We start from the raw sequence: 15,858 nt of genomic DNA on the forward strand, positions 1-15,858 counted from the left end.
CCGCGCCCGCTTCGGCACGGGCGCGGCCGACGGTCCCGGCGCAACGCGATCGGGAACAGCTCTAGCCGGCCCGGGACGGGGCGTCGGGGCTCGCAGCCCCGGGCCGCGCGCGGGCGCTCGATCCGAGAGACGCCGCCGCGCGTGACCCGCATCACAGCGCGGGGGCCGCCCCGGACGCATGGTCCGCCCGAAGTGCCGGATCGGAAGCCATGTCACGTCGTGTCCTCGGCCTCCTGGCCCTGTTGTTCGTCACCGACGCGATCGTGGTGCACGGGCGCGGGCCGCGCCCGACCGCGATCGTCTACCCGGAGGGGGGCGAGGCGGCCCGCCTGCACCGGCAGCACACCCTGCCGCTGCTCTGATCCGCCTTGGCGGCGCCCTGCCCCCCAGATCCCGGGCGTTCCTAGGCGTCGTTCTCGGGCGCGAAGACCTCGCCTTCCTCGGCCAGGCGCGTGTCGGCCTCGTCGGCCTTCAACTCGGCGAGCGCCCGATGCTCGGAGAGAAGCCGCCGCATGGTGCGGTCCGCATCCGAGCAATCGGCCGGCTCGGTCGCGGGGGTGGCGCATCCCGCGATGGTCTCGTCGGCCTGCCGGTCGACGAGGTCGCGATCGGCCGGGCTGAGACCGCCGAGTTCCCCGAGGCCGAGTTCGAGGGCGACCTGCGCGGCGATCTCCTCGCGCTTCGCCCGCAGCGCCGCCACCCGCGCGCCCGGCCGGTCCTCCGGTTCGAGGCGCCCCGCCTGCCGGGCGAGCGTCCGACGCCAACCGGGCGGGAGCGCGACGCCGCGCAGGCCCATCCGCGCCTCGACGCTCGCCAGCACGACCTGCCAATGCTCCGGGCTCAGTTCGGAAATCTCCCCCGTCAGGCCGAGATTGTGGGCCGCGAGGCGGGCGGCCTCCTCCCATTCGGGGCCGAGGTCGTGCTTCTCGATCGGGACGGAGGCGATAGGCTGATCTGGCATGCCGGAACCCTTCACAGACCCTGCGGTGATACGCGGGCGGCTCCCGAAAGTCATGCGAGCCCGGAATGCCGACGGGCCGCGCGTGACGCAAAACGCGAGGAATCCGGGCCCGCGAGGGGTGATGTCCCGCTCCGTCGATCGCTCCATCCTACGGGCGGTTCCGGAGGACCTGCGCGCGCAGGGGCTGGACCAGCGCGAACCCGCGCTCCGGGTCGCTTTCGGCGACGTCTGAGAGGATGGCCTCGATCTGCGCGCGCCGGTCCCGCACCGCCTCGGCCCGCGCCGGATCGACGGCGAGCACGCGGCGCAGGAATTCGTCGACGCTCGCGAAGCTCTCCCGGCGCGCGAAGGTGATGTCGCGCTGGCAGGCGAACCGGCCGGCCGCGATCGCGGCCGCGAGGGCCGCCTGCGCGGCGCGCCGAACCGTGATCTCGTCCTCGATGAGCCTCAGCGCCGTGAAGTAGCTTCCCTCCGCCAGCGGTTCGATCACCAGGATCGCGGCGCCGGGCCGGACGATGCGGGCCGCCTCCGCGAGGGCCGCGGGCGCATCCGGGACATGATGGAGGGCGTTCAGGACGATGGCGCCGTCGAAGCTGGCGCTCGCGAAGGGGAGCGCTTCGGCCCCGGCCACCGCGAAACGCCCGGTCGGCACGGCATGGCGCGCGGCAGCGACCGCCGCCGGGTTGGGATCGATGCCGGTGACGGTCGCGCCCCGGGCGGCGAGCGCCCGCGCGAGCGTTCCGGAGCCGCACCCGATGTCGAGGAGGCTCCGCTCCGCAACCGGATCGAAGGCTTCGAGGATGAGGGCGAGCGAATCCATGGCCTGTCTCCGGCGCGTCGATCGCGGATGGCCCGCGATGGGCGCGGCGCCTGCGCGCCGGCCTGCAGACCCCATCCTCCCCATCGAGAGTGACCCCGATGGAGCGTCCGGCCGCATCGCGGCGCCCACAGACACGAGAGATTTCGTTCGCCGTCAACGGCGCGAGGCCCCGGGAGGCGACGCGCTCCGGCACTGGGCCGAGCCGAAGGGCGGCGCGGTTCATCAGGAGAAGGGCCGGATGCCGTCCGGTCGCGCCATCGCCGCGGATCCGCGCGTCAGGGCCTCGACCCAAAAGGCCGGGGCGATCGAGGGCTGTCCGACCGGCTAGAGTGCGGGCGATTGGGGCGTCCAGACGACGCGATCGTCCACGGCATAAGCGTGGCATTCGGCAGAACGGGCGCGGCATTCCGCCAGGCAGCGCGCCAGGGGGTCGAAGCCGCCCGATCTGTGGACGGCCAGCTTTCCGGGCGCGATGACGAAGGCGCGGGGGAAGGGCTGCGCCAGGAAGCTGCGATAGGACGCCCGGGCCGGCTCAGTGAGATCGGGAACGGCCGCGACGTCGTCGATCCGCGCGTATCCGCTCGCCGGAGGCGACGTGAGCGGCAGGTATTCCGGATGCGTGAGGCGCGCCGGCAGGCCGAGATGGCTCAGGAACGCGTCGAGGCTCGGGGCGAAGACCGGAATGCCCTCCGGGAAGCTCAGGAGCTTGTGCGAATCGAACAGAAACCGGCCGAAGGGCACAAGCTGCGCCTGTCCGCCTGCGGCGCGGTAGGCGCGAACCATCGCCTGCCGGGTGGGCCGCGGGAACAGGTGATCATTGTCCCCGTAGAACCAGATGGAGGGCGTCCGGCTCCTGGCGCCGAGCGCGGCGGCCCCGTTCCGCAGGGCCTCGCCGGAGGCGTGACAGCTCTCGGCCTGCACGCCCCCGTAGAAGTTGACGATGCCGCGCACGCGCGGATCGTTGAGGGCGCCGCCCCCCAGGGCGTTCCAGCCGCCGAAGCTGCTCCCCGCGACCACGACGCGCCGGGCATCGATTCCGGGCTCGCGGAGGATGATATCGAGGACGGCCAGGATGTCGCCCCCGACACAAGCCGGCTCATGACCGGATAAGCTTGCATCACTTAGACCCAACAAGGTGGCCCTGTTGAACTCAAGCCACATTATGTCAAGTTACGATTTTGTTTATGTTTGTATATTGGACAGATTTGTTTCGCAAATACTGCATTCATACCAGCATGGCATTCAAGGCAGCCACGGCGCGCGTGCGCGACAACCCGGCGCATGACCCTCTGCAACGTTCGGTTTGGCGCCTTGTGTTGCGTACCGGTGCGCGAATTGTCCCGCATTCCGGCATCTGAACCGGAATGGCCCGCCCGACACGGTGCGAACATGGGACCTTGGCTTTCGGGGGACAGCGCTCGATCCGGCCAAGCTCCGGGTGCTGACCGCTCTGTGGCCGCCAGGTCTGGCCTGATCGGTCTTGGTTGCCCGGCGCGGCCCATGATGGTGCGCGTGGGAACGAAGGCCTGATCCCGCAGGAACCTGAGCCTCTCGACAGCGTAGCTTGTGAAGAAGCTCCGCGGCCTGGGTTCTCAAGGATTCCCGATGTGCTTCCGTCCAGCCGTCGTCCTGTCAGCCCTCCTCGTACCAACGCTGGTCTCGCTTCCTGCATTGGCCGATGTGCGAATACGGATCGACCAGAGCCATCAGCGCATGTCGGTCGCGGTTGATGGACAGCCTCTCTACGATTGGCCCGTCTCGACCGGCTTGCCGGGGCATCGGACCCCGAACGGATCCTTTAGGGCCCTGCGGATGGAGCGCGTCTACTTCTCACGCAGGTACGACAATGCGCCGATGCCGCACGCGGTGTTCTTCACGTCGGTCGGGCACGCGATTCACGGCACCCATCACGCAAGGCAACTCGGCCGGGCCGCGTCGCACGGCTGCGTTCGCCTGTCTCCTTCCCATGCCGCAGCCCTGTTCAGCATCATCAGGGCGGAAGGGCCAGGCAACACTCGGATTTCGATCAGCGGACGTGAGCCACTCGTGGCAGCCCGGTTTGGCCGAGGCTTCGGGGCCAGGAGCCACCGGCCCGGGCATGAATATGGCCGCGCTATACCCACGGGAATGCCGCTGGAGCCCGGCGAGGGCTACGCTACCCGCATGCCGATGCGTCCATCCTCTCGTGAGCCATTCTATCCCCCCTATGGCTACGGCCGGGAGGATGACGATTTCGAGTAGCGGCCCACCCTTGAGGACCCGGGGGCGAAGTCCGGGACACGGACTTGGTGAGCGGGAAGCCTTCAGGATGTGCCCCCGCCCGGGGGCAGCCCTACGCGCGCCGGCGGCTTGCCGGGCCTGGAGGTGGTTGGGCCTTGAATTCAGTTTCCGTGGGCGCTCGTGACAGCGCCCTGCCCGGTGGTATCCTCCCCTTAACGCTGCGCTTCTCCTTCCGGAAGACCAGCCTTGCGCAAGCCCTCGACGATGCGCTGGTATTCGGCAAGAAAAGTAGGATCTTCGGACCAGCCCGCATTCGCCCATTTCTGGACTGTGTAGCCGGGCATCAACTCCAGCAGCCGGGCCACGGAATTGCGCGCAGATTCCTCATTCCCCAACCATGCATGAGCGGCGGCAAGATCGATCATGGCCTGCCAATACGGACCATCGGCGACCGAGCGATTGCACCACTCGACCGTCTCCCTCCATTTGGCCTGATGCGTGTAAGAGTGGCACATGTAGTATTTCCATATATTCGTCGATGGATCGCGTGGGCTGAGGCGCATCGCCTTGGCAATGTAGGGGGGAGCCTCCGCAGCATGCCCCGAAAGAATATTCACCAGCCCGGCCTGTGCGTAAGCGATCGCCAGATTCCTATCGGCCTCGATCGCGCCCTGCTGCATGTGGAATGCGTCTTCGAATTTGTGCCTGACGCGCAGCACATCCCCCTTGATCGAGCGAGCCGTTGCATTTTCACTGTTTGTCGACAGCACCTTTGAGATATTTCGATCGGATCGCATGATGTCTGATTGCTGATCTTCGCTCCACCTCGCCCCGGCCCTGATGATCAGCGCCCTGGACAGACCGATGAGAGCTTGGGGCGCTTCGGAATCGAGTGCGAGCGCCCGTTCGAAGATGGAGACCGCCTCATTGACGCTCGCCTTCGTCCGAGGCCGATTCAGGATCGCCCATCCGCGCATGGCGAGATCGGCAGCGGTCGGATTGTCGGGCCGTTCCCGGAGGGCCCGCAGACTCTCGGCCTGGGTGAGCTGAACGTCGAGCGAGCGGGCGAGGCGGGCAACAAACTCCACCTGCAGCTCACCCAGTCGGCTCCGGTCTCCTTCGAAACGATCTGCCCAGATGTGGGCCCCTGTCTCGGCCGAGATCAACTGTGCGTTCAGGATGACCCGCTCGCCCGTGCGCCGGACGCTCCCCTCAAGGACGTAGCGGACACCGAGATCCTTGCCGACCTGTTTCACGTCGACCGCCTTGCCCTTGTAGGTGAAGGCCGTGTTCCGGGCGATGACGAAGCTGCCTGTCAGATGCGACAGGTCCGTGGTCAGGTCCTCCGTAAGCCCATCGGCGAAGAAGTCCTGCTCGGGGTCGTTGCTGAGATTGGCGAAGGGCAATACCACGAGCGACAATCCCGGGACCGTCTTCGGGAGGTTGCTCGCCTGCGCGGCGGCGGTGGTTGCCGCCTCCGAAGCCCGATGCGTTGACCACGACCATAAGCCGAGCCCTCCTGTCACGAGGACGGCCGCGACGCTGGCGGTGAAGAGGAGGCGCTTCGAGACAAGTGGGCGAGCGGGCGAGGCCCCTCGCACAGCCGGCGTGCCACCGCCAGCGTCCTCCAGCTCTTCCTCGGCGGGCTGTTCGGGCAGGCTCGCCACGGCCGCAGCCGTGAGGCCAAACACGCCAATCGGCCGAGCGATGTTTTTCAGCTCCCGCTTGCCCAGATCCTCGAAGCGATAGGGCAGCTTGTCTCGCACTTGATCGTGCACCGAGCGAGAAACGCACAATCCTCCCGGTTCAGCCAGCGGTTCAAGGCGGGCCGCGACGTTGACGCCATCTCCGTACAAGTCGCCATCAGGCTCCGCGACGACGTCCCCGACATTGATGCCGAAGCGTAGGCGGAACACACGATCCTCAGGCAGGCCTTTGTCCCGACTCAGCATGGCACGCTGGATCCGCACGGCGCAGGTAACCGCCCGAAGCGGGCTCGGGAACTCCACGAGGAGCCCATCTCCCATGGTTTTGACGATCCGTCCGTGAGCGGCAGCGATGCTGGGATCGACCACCTCTCGGCGGAGCGCTTTCAGGCGACGAAGCGTGCCTGCCTCGTCAAGACCCATGAGGCGACTGTAGCCCACGATATCGGCAACCATGATGGCCGCCAGACGACGTTCTGCGCCGACTTTGTTCATGGCCCCCTCCTGAGCGGCCTTCGATGGCTGCCCACGCTCCTCACCGTGGCGAATTCTAGCATAGAGGATTGCTCGGCGGAGCAGCCCTCCATCGGCGTAAGGCCGTGCCGTTCAGCACAGATTTATCCCGACCAGACTGTCACCTCTGAGCAGTCGAACAGCTTGAGGAGGCCTCAATGTTGAAATCGATCATCTGCTTTTTGCAGATTTGGTGGCGAGATCAACGAATTTGTCGAGAGTTGCAAACCCTTGACTGTCGGAGCCTGGAAGACATTGGACTGGAGCCGTACCAAGTCCCCCGCCGTCGCCATTCGCTCTGACCCGGGCTGACGAACCGGGCGCCCATGAAAGACGGCCCTCACGACTCGAACCTCAGCCGCGCTTCGCTTGCGACAGCAGCGCGACAGACCGACCTGACCAGGGATCTTGCAGAGGATTGTGAACCAGCCGGACACCAAGCCTTCCGGAGGCTTGGAGATGGCGCACCCGACACGATTCGAACGTGTGACCTTTGCCTTCGGAGGGCGATGGTAGACATTGACACTAGCTACTACACACCGTCACTATCATTGAAAATCAAATGCTTAACGCACCGCTTTCCGACAAGACACGCCGTTGGTATCCTGCAACGCTGTAGCCCCGTTGTAGCCCGGAGAGTGACGTGGTCGGCAGGTTGACCCTCCAGATTGTCAAGGCAGCCAAGTCGCGCGAGAGCCGCTACACCCTATGGGACACGGAGCTGAAGGGCTTCGGGCTGAGGGTAAATGCCGACGGCACCAAGAGCTACGCGCTGAAATATCTGTTCCGCGGTCGGCAGCGCTGGCATACGATTGGCAAACACGGCTCACCCTGGACGCCCGACACCGCACGCAACGAAGCGCTTCGCCTTCTCGCGCAGGCGCGCAACGGGGTCGACCCGCAGGAGGTCAAGCAGGTGCAGGCGAATGCCGATCTGACTATGGCCGAGCTGTGCGACCTCTACCTCGCGGCGGCCCGTGCGGGCCAGATCCTTACGAAGTTCGACGAGCCGAAGAAGGCCTCGACGCTCCTAACGGACGCAAGCCGTATCGAGCGCCACATTAAGCCGCTTCTCGGGCGCAAGCGGGTGCGAGAGGTAACGACCGACCATATCGACGCATTTCTGCACGACGTTGCGACGGGTAAGACCGCCCTCGACGTTAAGACGGGCAGGCGCGGCCGCGCCATCGTCGAAGGCGGCCGGGGCGCGGCCACGCGGACGGTCGGGCTCCTCGGCGGCGTCTTCGCGTTCGCGGTGCGCAAGCGGCTGCGTCCGGACAACCCGGTGCGAGGCGTTCAGCGCTTCAAGGACGGCCGCAACGAGCGCTTCCTTTCCGGCCAAGAGCTCCTACGATTGGGGCAGGCGCTCGCGGCCTGCGACGAGGCGTGGGGACAGCATGCAGCCGATCTGGCCGCCTGGGTTGAGGCCGGCCGGCGCGGCCCCTCCCCGCGGACACCGACGCAAGCCGAGAGTCCGTCGGCGACTGGCGCCATACGGCTGCTGTTGCTCACCGGCGCGCGCAAGTCCGAGGTGCTGCAACTCGAGTGGGCCCACGTCGATCGCGAGCACGGCTATCTCCGTCTGCCGACGAGCAAGACGGGCGCGAAGGCGATCCCGATCGGAACCGCGGCACTGACCCTTATCGAGGCCCAGCCGAGGTTCGCTCACAACCCGTACGTATTTACCGGCAACATCGCGGGCCGGCACTTCGTTGGGCTGTCGAAGGTCTGGGAGCGCGTGCGAGCTCGTGCTGACCTGCCCGACGTGCGCCTGCACGACCTGCGCCATTCCTTCGCGAGCGTCGGAGCGTCCTCAGGGAACAGTCTGCTGTTGCTTGGCGCAATCCTAGGGCACCGCGACCCCAAGACGACACAGCGATACGCTCACATCGCGCGCGACCCAGCACGCGCTGCGGCGGAACACGTCTCGAACCTGATCGCAACCTCGCTCACCGCCTCACGGTAGGCACGTCGCTATCAGCGGGCATGAGTTTGCATCCCGAAGGAGCAGCGCAGCAACTCGCAGTGCAGACCATGTAGGCCGTGCAGACCATGTAGGCCGTGCAGACCATGTAGGCCGTGAGGGCTTTGAAGCGTGAGGTGCGCGTGGGTGCCAGCGCACGCAGCGAGAGCCAGGCGGCGAGACGAACCAGATTGAGGGCAGCGGCCGTGGCCACGCCCTGGAAGGTCATTTTGGCCAGCCCGCGGTAGCGCGCCTGACGCAGGCCGAAGCTGCGTTCGCTTTGCGCGATCGTCCCCTCAATGCCTTGTCGCTGCCCGTAGAGCTGTCGGCCCTCCGCGCTCTCCTGCCGCTGCCGCGAAGCCGCCAGCGCCTCGTGCTCGGCGCGCGGATGCAGGCCGAGTCGGCGGCTCGCCGCCCGGGTGCAGCGCGGCTTGACGGAGCACGCGCGACAGACGGCGGGTCTGAAGCCCGCGCGGATGAACGGACGTCCGGTCGCCTTGTCCCTGTACGTGCCCCACCTCGTGCTCTCGTGCTCCTCGGAGCAGCGCACGCGGTGGCGCTCCCAGTCGACCGCAAAGTCGGTGACCTGGAACGCGTCCTAATGCGCCAGCGCCAGGCGCTGACCCGGCTCGGTACGGACGGCGGCTTCGACCTCGACCCCGGCACAGCGGAGTAGACACGTTACGAGGGGCCCGAGACGTTGGCCGAGATGAAGCGGGCGGCCGCGGCACTTTGCGGGCTGGAGAAGACCGGGGTGCACGCGCTGGTGCAGGCCAACCCCAACGTCGTCGATGTCGAGATCGCGCTCACCGGTGCCCCGTCCGCAACCGTCGCCGCCGAGCCGGACGGGGCGGAGGCGGACGCCGCGCTCCTCACCCCGGAGGCCGAGCCCCATGCAACCCCGGCCCACACCCGCCAGGATCGGCTGGACGTAGCTAGCTTGGAGGAGCGGGGCGAGCCGGACGAGGCGTGGCTGGTGTTCCACGAGGCCAAGCTCGCCGCAAACCCGGGGCTTCGTTCAAAGACCACCCCGGCGATCGTCGAGCAGGTCGCCCGCTACCGGGCGAGCCTAACGGCGCAGGCGGAGCGGCTGGCTGCGGGCTACCCGGCGCTGTGCCGCGACCTCGTGCGGCTCGACGCCCTGCGCCGCGCGGTACGGACCGCCCACGGCCTCGACGCCGAGGCACTGCCAGCGCGCGACCCGCTCGTGGCGGAGGTCGCCTCTGGTGCGCGGACGTTGCGGGTCGACCCCGAGCCGCGCCTCGTGGTGTTTGGCTTCGACGCCGACCAGCGCGACGGCGCCCTGCGGGCGGTAACCGACGAGTTGCGCGGCCGGCACGGACTGCGGGTCTACGCGGTCGGCCGGCCAGGGGGACGCACGTCCAGCGCCTTCCGCCGCCTAGCCGGCGCGGTCGCCGACCCGACGCCCGACGCAGCCTGACAGCACCGGCCCGGAGGGGCGCGACCGCCGGCCGCAGTAGAAATCTGCGTCCGGTGGTAAATTCGCGGAGGGGCAACGGGAATACCTCTCCTCGGCTCCGCCGGAGCGTCCGTGAGACCCCTTCGTCATGTCCAGCCCGGTCCCTTACCCCGCCCCGAGCCGCTCCACGCCGCGCCTCCGGGGGCAGGCACACCCCGCCGCGATTGCGCTACGGCTCGGCGCGCTGCTCACGTTCCTCCTCGCCGCGGCGCCTGCCCACGCCGACTCGCCATTCGAGGGGCGCTACCAGGGCCGCGGCGACGGCCGGCTCGACCTGCAGGTGTTCGACCTCGGTGACGGGAGCGGCGCGCACTTCGTTGTCGCCGGCACCGCCGTCCCGAACGAGTGCACCGGCGAGCTGCGCGGTTTGGCCAAACCCAGCGGCCAGGGGTCCCTGGTGCTGACCCGCAAGGAGAGCGGGTCAGAGGAGGCCTGCACCCTCACCCTGCGTTTCGGTCCGGACCGCAAACGCGCGCGGATGGAGGAACAGGGCTGCGGCGACTTCCATGGGACGTCCTGCGCCTTCGACGGCGCGCTGACCCGCCGCTGACCGCGCTCGACGTCTTCCGGGTACCTCGGTGCGCCCGGACACCCCTTTGTTCCTTCCTCCCCTCACCTCCCTGACGGATCACCCCCATGATGCGCGCGATGCTGCCGCTTGGCTTATTGCTGTTAGCCATCCACCCGGCCCAGGCGAACCCGCCGGTTGACGAGACCAAGTCCGGCGGCTGCCTCGAACTCAAGCTCGACGGTCGGCCCACCCCCTGCAACCACGACTTCCGCTTCGTCGACGACGGCAAGGGCGAGATCAGCTTCGTCACGGGCTATGGCGACGGCAGGGCTGCCCCGAAGACGGTGCTGGCGCTATTCACCGCCCAGACGCCCGACATGGAGAACGCCTACGGCTACGCGCTGCGCCTGACGAACGTGACGCTCATGACATACGACAAGCCGGCCAGCCAGCGGATGTGGAAGGCCGCTGGCCTGTGCTTCCTGGTCAAGCCGAACCCGGTACGGGCCGGCGCGAAAGCGGTGCGGCAGGATATCGTCGTGATGTGCTCGGCGACGCTCGCCGACGCGGGTGTACCCGTACGGCGGGTCGACTGGAAGTTCGCGTTCTGACGGGGGCGAGCACCATGAGCACGACCACCACTGGCACCGACACCGCCGTTCCAGGTCTCGAGACCCATACCGGCGAGACCCCAACCAGCGAGACACCTGGACCAAGCGTCGGCATCTTCTGGGGCGTGCCGGAGGGCGGGCGCATGGTGCTGGTCACGGACCGCACGCCCCTGGCGGAGGCCGAAGCCTACGGCGACTGCCTCACCCACCCGCACGGGCACTACGAGGTTTGGGAGGCGTGGCGCAGGCTCGGCGCCACGACACTGCGCCGCCGCGGACTACCACCGGCCATCGCGGGCAACGAGTACGAGGCATTCCCGCGCGGGCGGGTGGTCTACATGCGCGGGCCGGCGCTGTTCACCCTCTACGCTGACCGGCGCCTGCAGAAGCCGGAGACCATCGCCGAACTCGTGCTGCGGTTCGGCCTTGCTGCCGAGTGCTACGCGGTGCGCTCGGACGCGCACTACCGCACCCTCGCCTGACGGAAAGGAGACGCGGCATGGGCGGCAGCTCGGCCGACATCGAGGCGCTGCTGGTCGACGTCACCGACCCAGACAATCCGACACCGGCGATGCTGCCGGCAATCTTCCGCGACATTGTCGGGCGCCTCGGCGCGGCCAGGCTCGCCTACGCCGTGGTCGGGCGCATCGCCCTGGCGCTGCACGAGCAGGCGCGGTTCGTGCGCGCGATCGAGATCGTCGCAAACCTCGACGCGGACGGAGACGATCGCGCCGCGGAGCTCGTGCAGGCGATGCGGGCCCGGTTCGCGACCCACATCGACCCACACCTGTGCCAACGGCCCATCAGCCTAACGCTGCGGCCCTATGCCTGCGCGACCGAGGCGGGACTGCTGGCGGAGGCGATCACCCGCACATGGTTCGGCGTGCCCGCGCAGCTGGCGAGCGCGGAGCACCTGCTCTGGCTTTGGTGCCAGTCCGACGCCATCGACCATCACGCAGACGCCGCCACGCTGGTCGCGGGAAGCACGGTCGACCTCCACCGCGTGCAGGGCCTGCTGCGAGAGACTGACGACAGCGACGAGGCAGGCCAGAGGCGGCTACGGCTGGCGATCGGCGACGCGGTCTTATCGACGGCGTCCTCGTTCAAGCGGTTCATGGATGAGCGGCGCGCACGGCTCGACCCGAACCGCGTGCCGGTGTGGCGCATGCCACAGGATGGCTCCGCCGAAGCCTGAGCTGATCTGACGGAGTGGGGCTACGTGACGCCCTCGCTGCGCAGGTCCCTTGACGTGGCGACTGCACACCGTGCGGCCCGCCAGCTACATCCTCCAGAAACACATTCCCCCGGGGCCGGCACAACGAGGAGGCCTTGCCCCTCAGCGGCAGGGTAGGAGCCATACGCGGCCCACGGCGCCAGCCCCCGACGCCGCCTCAGTCACACTACCGTAGCTCTCAACCCAGCCCGACAGCCCAGTCTTCCGCACTAGTGGACGAGCCGCCAGGCGGACCACCCGACCCGGCACATCGACCCTTTAGCGCCGATTAACTACACATCGGCGGCTGCCGGTAGATTGCGAGGCATTCCAGTCGCTCGGAGTTAAGGGGTTTCAGGCAGGGTGAGCCCCATGGAACGGAGACGAGACATGCGGACCCTGCTGCTGATCGGTGCTGCGGCTTTGGCGCTCGCCGGCAGCGGCCTTGAGGCCGCCGCACGCGGCCGCGGCGGTGGATGGGGCGGCTCGGTGTCCGTGCGCGGCTACGTCACCTCACGCGGCACCTACGTTGCTCCGCACACCCGCTCCCGCCCGGACGGCATCCTGAGCAACAACCTGTCGAATCGTCTGGATCGGCCGGTTCCTGCCGGCAGCGCGAGCTACGTCTCACTACCGCCGCCAGAGAGCACAGAAGTGGCCGGGGCAGCGCCAGGGACCGCCACGGCCGAGAAGGTCGCTAAGGCCGAGCCCTGGTGCCCGCCGGGGCGTCTGGTCGGCTCCGGGGCGGGCTTCTGTCTGATCAACTGAGCTACTTCTCGTCGACGGCACAGGGTGACCGTCAGATCCAGCCATCGTCCGCCTTCGTCCGGGGCATCGAGACACCCACGTGGCTCTGCCTGTCCACCGCTGACCTCTACGCCCATGCCTGTCGTCCTCGCGCGAAGGCCCGGCCTGGCCGTCACCTCGACAGTGTGGTGAGAGCGCCAGGAGGCGTTTTCGAGGCGGTCAGCAATGCCCCGTAAACGGGTCTCGGCTCCGCCTTCGCCCCGCCTTCCGGCAGCTGCCGTCCGGCATCTTCGGCCCCGGGATAATCGAACGCGGGTCGCGCATCTTGGCTGCGGCCGGTGCCCTCGGCGCGAACTTTCTTCATCCTGACATCGTACCGGTGGTCACCCGCGCCCTGGCCTGTCGCGAGCCCCGCGCGGCCTACGACATCGGCCGCCTCAACACCAACCTGCTGTCGTCGCGGCCGCTGGCCTTCGACCTGTTTGGCCCGCTCTCCCGCGATCTCACCCTGGCCGCCCGCTTCGTCACGGAGTTGCTGCCGGGGACGCTGACCGAGCTCAGCAACGTGCTGGTCAAGCACAGCCCAGGCCGCGGCGAAGCTCGCTTCACTGGCGACGCACCACTCCAGGGCCGACCAACGAACGGGAAGCCGGCACCGGAGAGGCGTACGCCCGCCGCAGCCTAATCGGGCTAGCGAGCTCTGCCACCGACGCTTCATTGGCCCTGGCAATCAGTCGCCTCCGCGTTCTCAGACGCGCATCCCTCGAACTCAAGCTGAGACTGGCACTTCGACAACCCCCATCCCGGATCACGCCACAAGTGCGCAAAACTAGCTCTGCGCCTCATTGAACGCAGCTCGAGCGTTCGAACCCGTGAGTAGCCCAAATCGCAGAATCAGCACTCAGAAGCGTGCGCGCAGCAGCACCTCATGAATATATACTACGGGTAGGCAGCGATTATGGGTGGTCATAAATTCAGAATAATCACGCTAATACTTCATGTAGCTAGCAAGACTCGAGAAATCCGGAGTAAAATCATGACGGAAACGATGCCACCTTTGCCGCCGTATGAGGAAGAGGGGTACATGATAGCCGAGCCCCGCATCGCGTTCACGATCGAGCGGATCGTTCGGGCTCGCAGGAATGAGATCTACCGTGCCTGGACTGATCCGGAGACGTTCAAGCGCTGGATTGTAGCCCCCAGTCAGGAACTGGTCTCCTACTCCTTCGAACCACAGGGGAGGACCGTCTGGAGCACAAAGAGCCAAACGGACAGCGACGTATGCGTCGAGTACATCGTGGACGTCCAAACGCACTGGCCATACAAGGCTCTTGAAGCTCAGTGCTTCACCTCGGCGGTGCGAGGCATGCGGAACGAGCATCCGGTTTACCTGCACCTGACACTCAGGAAACGTCGGGTAGAGGACCGGCCGGTTTCTACCAATTTCAAGCTCGAATTGAGCTATCACCACGCGACGCTGTGGCACTACACGAGCTGCGTCGATCTGCACACGTTCTGGCTCGACGCAACCGAGCGGCTCACGCAGCTCGTCGAGCAGGACAGCGTCCTATCCGGGGCGACGGCCTGAAGCACGCCCATCCCGGCGGCTTTGTTCGCCGCCTGGATGCGCATCTCGCGTAATCGGGCTGAGGAGCATGCGGGCGTTCATTCGTACGGCTTCCTAATTTTACCCGATCAGCCTGCTTCATTGCCAGCAGAGGCGGTCGGCTCCCGCTTACAACAGCGGCGCCCCTGCGACTGAGCCTGCGCCGCCAGTCCGATCTTGCCACCCGCCAACCACGCCGCTCAAGCTGCCGTTGCAACGGCGCTTCGACGCACGCGGACGCCTGACTTGCAGCCATCCCAACGCACCTGCCGCCGTCGACGACTACGCCGACTTCGGCCATCCCAGCACGATGCGGACAACCCTCACGCCGCCGACGCGCGCCAGCCACGATCTGCCCGTACGCCGCCAGCCTCCGCACCTCCGTGCCGAAATGGACGACGGCGCGATCCGCCGGCACGACGACACCGACCTTCGTCTGAAGTCCCGCTGAGCCCTTTCCGCTGGCTCATTCCTATTCGGATTGGACGCATGAGCGGGAACCCTGACCTGACCGCACCACCGCGGTCGCATGTCAGGGCTGCACCATGGCCAGCAACGAACTCATCCCACTGCCCACCGCAAGGGCACCCGACGCTTCATCCGCTGCCCTTGCCCTGCTCGATCCCAGCAACCCCGGAACACGACCCTGCGTGCAACTCCCCCGCGTCCCCACATCTGGCTATTCGGGCAAAATTGCCCGGAGCCAAGTGTTTGAAACTTCAGCACGCTCAACCCAATCCTACCGGCCACATGCGGCCTTCATGGCCACCAACGACCTGTAGCTCAGCCCCAGTGTGAAAGACCGAACTTTGTGCCCTGGTTCGTCGATGATCAGCCCGCCTCTGAGTGGCAGCAATGCGCCATGAGCCGTCCTTCAACCTCACCCGCCTGGAGGTCGGCTTCCGACGCGGCAACGGACGTAAAGGGGAAAGGAGCGTTCCGGCAGCCAGTTGGCCGCTGATCGTTCGTGACCTTAGCTTTTTGGATCTACCGCTTGACGAACCCGATGTCGGCGGCCACTGCCTTGAGGCGGTCGGGCTCGCGCTCCTTGCGCTCGCTGTACCGGTCGACGAGGTAGCCGGCCCGCTCGCGGGTCAGCAGGGTGAACTTCATCAGCTCCTCACAGACGTCCACGACCCGGTCGTAGAGCGGCCCCGGCTTCATGCGGCCGGCCTCGTCGAACTCCTTGTAGGCCATCGGAACCGAGGACTGGTTCGGAATGGTAATCATCCGCATCCAGCGCCCGAGCACACGGAGCGAGTTCACTGCGTTGAGGGACTGCGAGCCGCCCGAGACCTGCATGACGGCCAGGGTGCGTCCCTGCGTCGGGCGCACCGAGCCCTCGCTCAGAGGCAGCCAGTCGATCTGGCTCTTCATCACGCTCGTCAGGTTGCGTGCCTCTCGGGCGAAACCCAGACCTGCCCCTCCGACCAGATCGACCGGGACCTGAGCTCCTGCGCCCTCGGGTGGTCGGCGGTGGGCACGCGGGCGCGTGCCAGCCCAAAGG

18 protein-coding genes and 2 pseudogenes are annotated in these 15,858 nt (G+C 67.3%); 14 read left to right on the top strand and 6 right to left on the bottom strand.

What is annotated here, in order from left to right; all coding sequences use genetic code 11:
- The first annotated feature begins 209 nt into the window (after window positions 1-209).
- On the top strand, window positions 210-362 hold the full coding sequence (locus F6X53_RS32440) for a hypothetical protein (protein WP_191970869.1): 153 nt from the start codon (window positions 210-212) through the stop codon (window positions 360-362).
- Between the two features lie 41 nt (window positions 363-403).
- Here F6X53_RS32440 and F6X53_RS33210 read toward each other — a convergent pair whose 3' ends face one another.
- The 3 genes from F6X53_RS33210 to F6X53_RS17005 all read right to left on the bottom strand — a co-directional run bounded on the left by F6X53_RS33210 (window position 404) and on the right by F6X53_RS17005 (window position 2,942).
- Complete coding sequence (locus F6X53_RS33210) at window positions 404-961, bottom strand: hypothetical protein (RefSeq protein WP_244965584.1); 558 nt, start codon at window positions 959-961, stop codon at window positions 404-406.
- Window positions 962-1,109: 148 nt separating this feature from the next.
- Window positions 1,110-1,898 (bottom strand): class I SAM-dependent methyltransferase, encoded by a 789-nt coding sequence (locus F6X53_RS17000; protein WP_342353997.1) that lies wholly within the window; start codon window positions 1,896-1,898, stop codon window positions 1,110-1,112.
- A gap of 207 nt (window positions 1,899-2,105) precedes the next feature.
- A complete protein-coding gene (locus F6X53_RS17005; RefSeq protein ID WP_151001389.1) occupies window positions 2,106-2,942 on the bottom strand; it encodes a dienelactone hydrolase family protein in 837 nt (278 codons plus the stop codon).
- Window positions 2,943-3,386: 444 nt separating this feature from the next.
- Here F6X53_RS17005 and F6X53_RS17010 point away from each other — a divergent pair, with 444 nt between their 5' ends.
- Window positions 3,387-4,022: a L,D-transpeptidase gene (locus F6X53_RS17010; protein WP_151001427.1), complete on the top strand. Its 636-nt coding sequence runs from the start codon at window positions 3,387-3,389 to the stop codon at window positions 4,020-4,022.
- A 191-nt stretch (window positions 4,023-4,213) separates the two neighbouring features.
- Here F6X53_RS17010 and F6X53_RS17015 read toward each other — a convergent pair whose 3' ends face one another.
- On the bottom strand, window positions 4,214-6,202 hold the full coding sequence (locus tag F6X53_RS17015) for an adenylate/guanylate cyclase domain-containing protein (RefSeq protein ID WP_151001390.1): 1,989 nt from the start codon (window positions 6,200-6,202) through the stop codon (window positions 4,214-4,216).
- A gap of 176 nt (window positions 6,203-6,378) precedes the next feature.
- Here F6X53_RS17015 and F6X53_RS34015 point away from each other — a divergent pair, with 176 nt between their 5' ends.
- Both F6X53_RS34015 and F6X53_RS17025 read left to right on the top strand, forming a co-directional pair.
- Window positions 6,379-6,522 (top strand): YjiS-like domain-containing protein, encoded by a 144-nt coding sequence (locus F6X53_RS34015; protein ID WP_151001391.1) that lies wholly within the window; start codon window positions 6,379-6,381, stop codon window positions 6,520-6,522.
- 341 nt (window positions 6,523-6,863) lie between these two features.
- The gene (locus F6X53_RS17025) at window positions 6,864-8,186 is read left to right on the top strand and encodes a site-specific integrase (RefSeq protein ID WP_151001392.1); all 1,323 of its coding nucleotides are present in this window, start codon (window positions 6,864-6,866) and stop codon (window positions 8,184-8,186) included.
- A gap of 109 nt (window positions 8,187-8,295) precedes the next feature.
- Here the strand turns inward: F6X53_RS17025 and F6X53_RS17030 are convergent.
- Window positions 8,296-8,778 (bottom strand): annotated as a pseudogene (locus F6X53_RS17030) (transposase); the annotation flags it as partial.
- Between F6X53_RS17030 and F6X53_RS33705 the strand changes: the two are divergent.
- The 10 genes from F6X53_RS33705 to F6X53_RS17075 all read left to right on the top strand — a co-directional run bounded on the left by F6X53_RS33705 (window position 8,737) and on the right by F6X53_RS17075 (window position 14,802).
- Entirely contained in the window at window positions 8,737-8,859 is a 123-nt protein-coding gene (locus tag F6X53_RS33705; protein ID WP_280526037.1) for a hypothetical protein, read from the top strand. The pseudogene F6X53_RS17030 and the gene F6X53_RS33705 overlap by 42 nt on opposite strands.
- A gap of 33 nt (window positions 8,860-8,892) precedes the next feature.
- Complete coding sequence (locus F6X53_RS17035) at window positions 8,893-9,624, top strand: hypothetical protein (RefSeq protein WP_244965585.1); 732 nt, start codon at window positions 8,893-8,895, stop codon at window positions 9,622-9,624.
- A 127-nt stretch (window positions 9,625-9,751) separates the two neighbouring features.
- Window positions 9,752-10,213, top strand: coding sequence for a hypothetical protein (locus F6X53_RS17040; RefSeq protein ID WP_151001393.1), 462 nt, complete (start codon window positions 9,752-9,754; stop codon window positions 10,211-10,213).
- A gap of 86 nt (window positions 10,214-10,299) precedes the next feature.
- Window positions 10,300-10,785 carry a hypothetical protein gene (locus tag F6X53_RS17045; RefSeq protein WP_151001394.1) on the top strand — a complete coding sequence of 162 codons (486 nt, stop codon included), beginning with the start codon at window positions 10,300-10,302 and terminating at the stop codon, window positions 10,783-10,785.
- 14 nt (window positions 10,786-10,799) lie between these two features.
- On the top strand, window positions 10,800-11,267 hold the full coding sequence (locus F6X53_RS17050) for a hypothetical protein (protein ID WP_238296054.1): 468 nt from the start codon (window positions 10,800-10,802) through the stop codon (window positions 11,265-11,267).
- Between the two features lie 17 nt (window positions 11,268-11,284).
- Window positions 11,285-11,980 carry a hypothetical protein gene (locus tag F6X53_RS17055; protein WP_151001395.1) on the top strand — a complete coding sequence of 232 codons (696 nt, stop codon included), beginning with the start codon at window positions 11,285-11,287 and terminating at the stop codon, window positions 11,978-11,980.
- A 408-nt stretch (window positions 11,981-12,388) separates the two neighbouring features.
- Window positions 12,389-12,766: a hypothetical protein gene (locus tag F6X53_RS17060; RefSeq protein WP_151001396.1), complete on the top strand. Its 378-nt coding sequence runs from the start codon at window positions 12,389-12,391 to the stop codon at window positions 12,764-12,766.
- A 283-nt stretch (window positions 12,767-13,049) separates the two neighbouring features.
- Complete coding sequence (locus F6X53_RS17065) at window positions 13,050-13,430, top strand: hypothetical protein (RefSeq protein WP_342353998.1); 381 nt, start codon at window positions 13,050-13,052, stop codon at window positions 13,428-13,430.
- A 351-nt stretch (window positions 13,431-13,781) separates the two neighbouring features.
- A complete protein-coding gene (locus tag F6X53_RS17070) occupies window positions 13,782-14,333 on the top strand; it encodes an SRPBCC domain-containing protein (RefSeq protein WP_191970871.1) in 552 nt (183 codons plus the stop codon).
- 229 nt (window positions 14,334-14,562) lie between these two features.
- Window positions 14,563-14,802: a hypothetical protein gene (locus F6X53_RS17075; protein ID WP_151001398.1), complete on the top strand. Its 240-nt coding sequence runs from the start codon at window positions 14,563-14,565 to the stop codon at window positions 14,800-14,802.
- Window positions 14,803-15,338: 536 nt separating this feature from the next.
- Here the strand turns inward: F6X53_RS17075 and F6X53_RS17080 are convergent.
- A pseudogene (locus F6X53_RS17080) lies at window positions 15,339-15,832 on the bottom strand (NAD(P)H-dependent oxidoreductase); the annotation flags it as partial.
- Window positions 15,833-15,858: the final 26 nt, after the last annotated feature.

This window comes from Methylobacterium soli (assembly GCF_008806385.1).
GTDB classification, from domain to species: Bacteria; Pseudomonadota; Alphaproteobacteria; order Rhizobiales; family Beijerinckiaceae; genus Methylobacterium; species Methylobacterium soli.

What these genes read in the sequence shown, in the direction of transcription:
- F6X53_RS17050 (WP_238296054.1), top strand. Translation starts at nt 10,800, where the DNA reads ATGAGCACGACCACCACTGGCACCGACACCGCCGTTCCAGGTCTCGAG.
- F6X53_RS17060 (WP_151001396.1), top strand. Translation starts at nt 12,389, where the DNA reads ATGCGGACCCTGCTGCTGATCGGTGCTGCGGCTTTGGCGCTCGCCGGC.
- F6X53_RS17010 (WP_151001427.1), top strand. Translation starts at nt 3,387, where the DNA reads ATGTGCTTCCGTCCAGCCGTCGTCCTGTCAGCCCTCCTCGTACCAACG.
- F6X53_RS32440 (WP_191970869.1), top strand. Translation starts at nt 210, where the DNA reads ATGTCACGTCGTGTCCTCGGCCTCCTGGCCCTGTTGTTCGTCACCGAC.
- F6X53_RS17015 (WP_151001390.1), bottom strand. Translation starts at nt 6,202, where the DNA reads ATGAACAAAGTCGGCGCAGAACGTCGTCTGGCGGCCATCATGGTTGCC.
- F6X53_RS17045 (WP_151001394.1), top strand. Translation starts at nt 10,300, where the DNA reads ATGATGCGCGCGATGCTGCCGCTTGGCTTATTGCTGTTAGCCATCCAC.
- F6X53_RS17005 (WP_151001389.1), bottom strand. Translation starts at nt 2,942, where the DNA reads ATGTGGCTTGAGTTCAACAGGGCCACCTTGTTGGGTCTAAGTGATGCA.
- F6X53_RS17035 (WP_244965585.1), top strand. Translation starts at nt 8,893, where the DNA reads ATGAAGCGGGCGGCCGCGGCACTTTGCGGGCTGGAGAAGACCGGGGTG.
- F6X53_RS17040 (WP_151001393.1), top strand. Translation starts at nt 9,752, where the DNA reads ATGTCCAGCCCGGTCCCTTACCCCGCCCCGAGCCGCTCCACGCCGCGC.
- F6X53_RS17070 (WP_191970871.1), top strand. Translation starts at nt 13,782, where the DNA reads ATGACGGAAACGATGCCACCTTTGCCGCCGTATGAGGAAGAGGGGTAC.
- F6X53_RS17000 (WP_342353997.1), bottom strand. Translation starts at nt 1,898, where the DNA reads ATGCGGCCGGACGCTCCATCGGGGTCACTCTCGATGGGGAGGATGGGG.
- F6X53_RS33210 (WP_244965584.1), bottom strand. Translation starts at nt 961, where the DNA reads ATGCCAGATCAGCCTATCGCCTCCGTCCCGATCGAGAAGCACGACCTC.
- F6X53_RS34015 (WP_151001391.1), top strand. Translation starts at nt 6,379, where the DNA reads ATGTTGAAATCGATCATCTGCTTTTTGCAGATTTGGTGGCGAGATCAA.
- F6X53_RS17055 (WP_151001395.1), top strand. Translation starts at nt 11,285, where the DNA reads ATGGGCGGCAGCTCGGCCGACATCGAGGCGCTGCTGGTCGACGTCACC.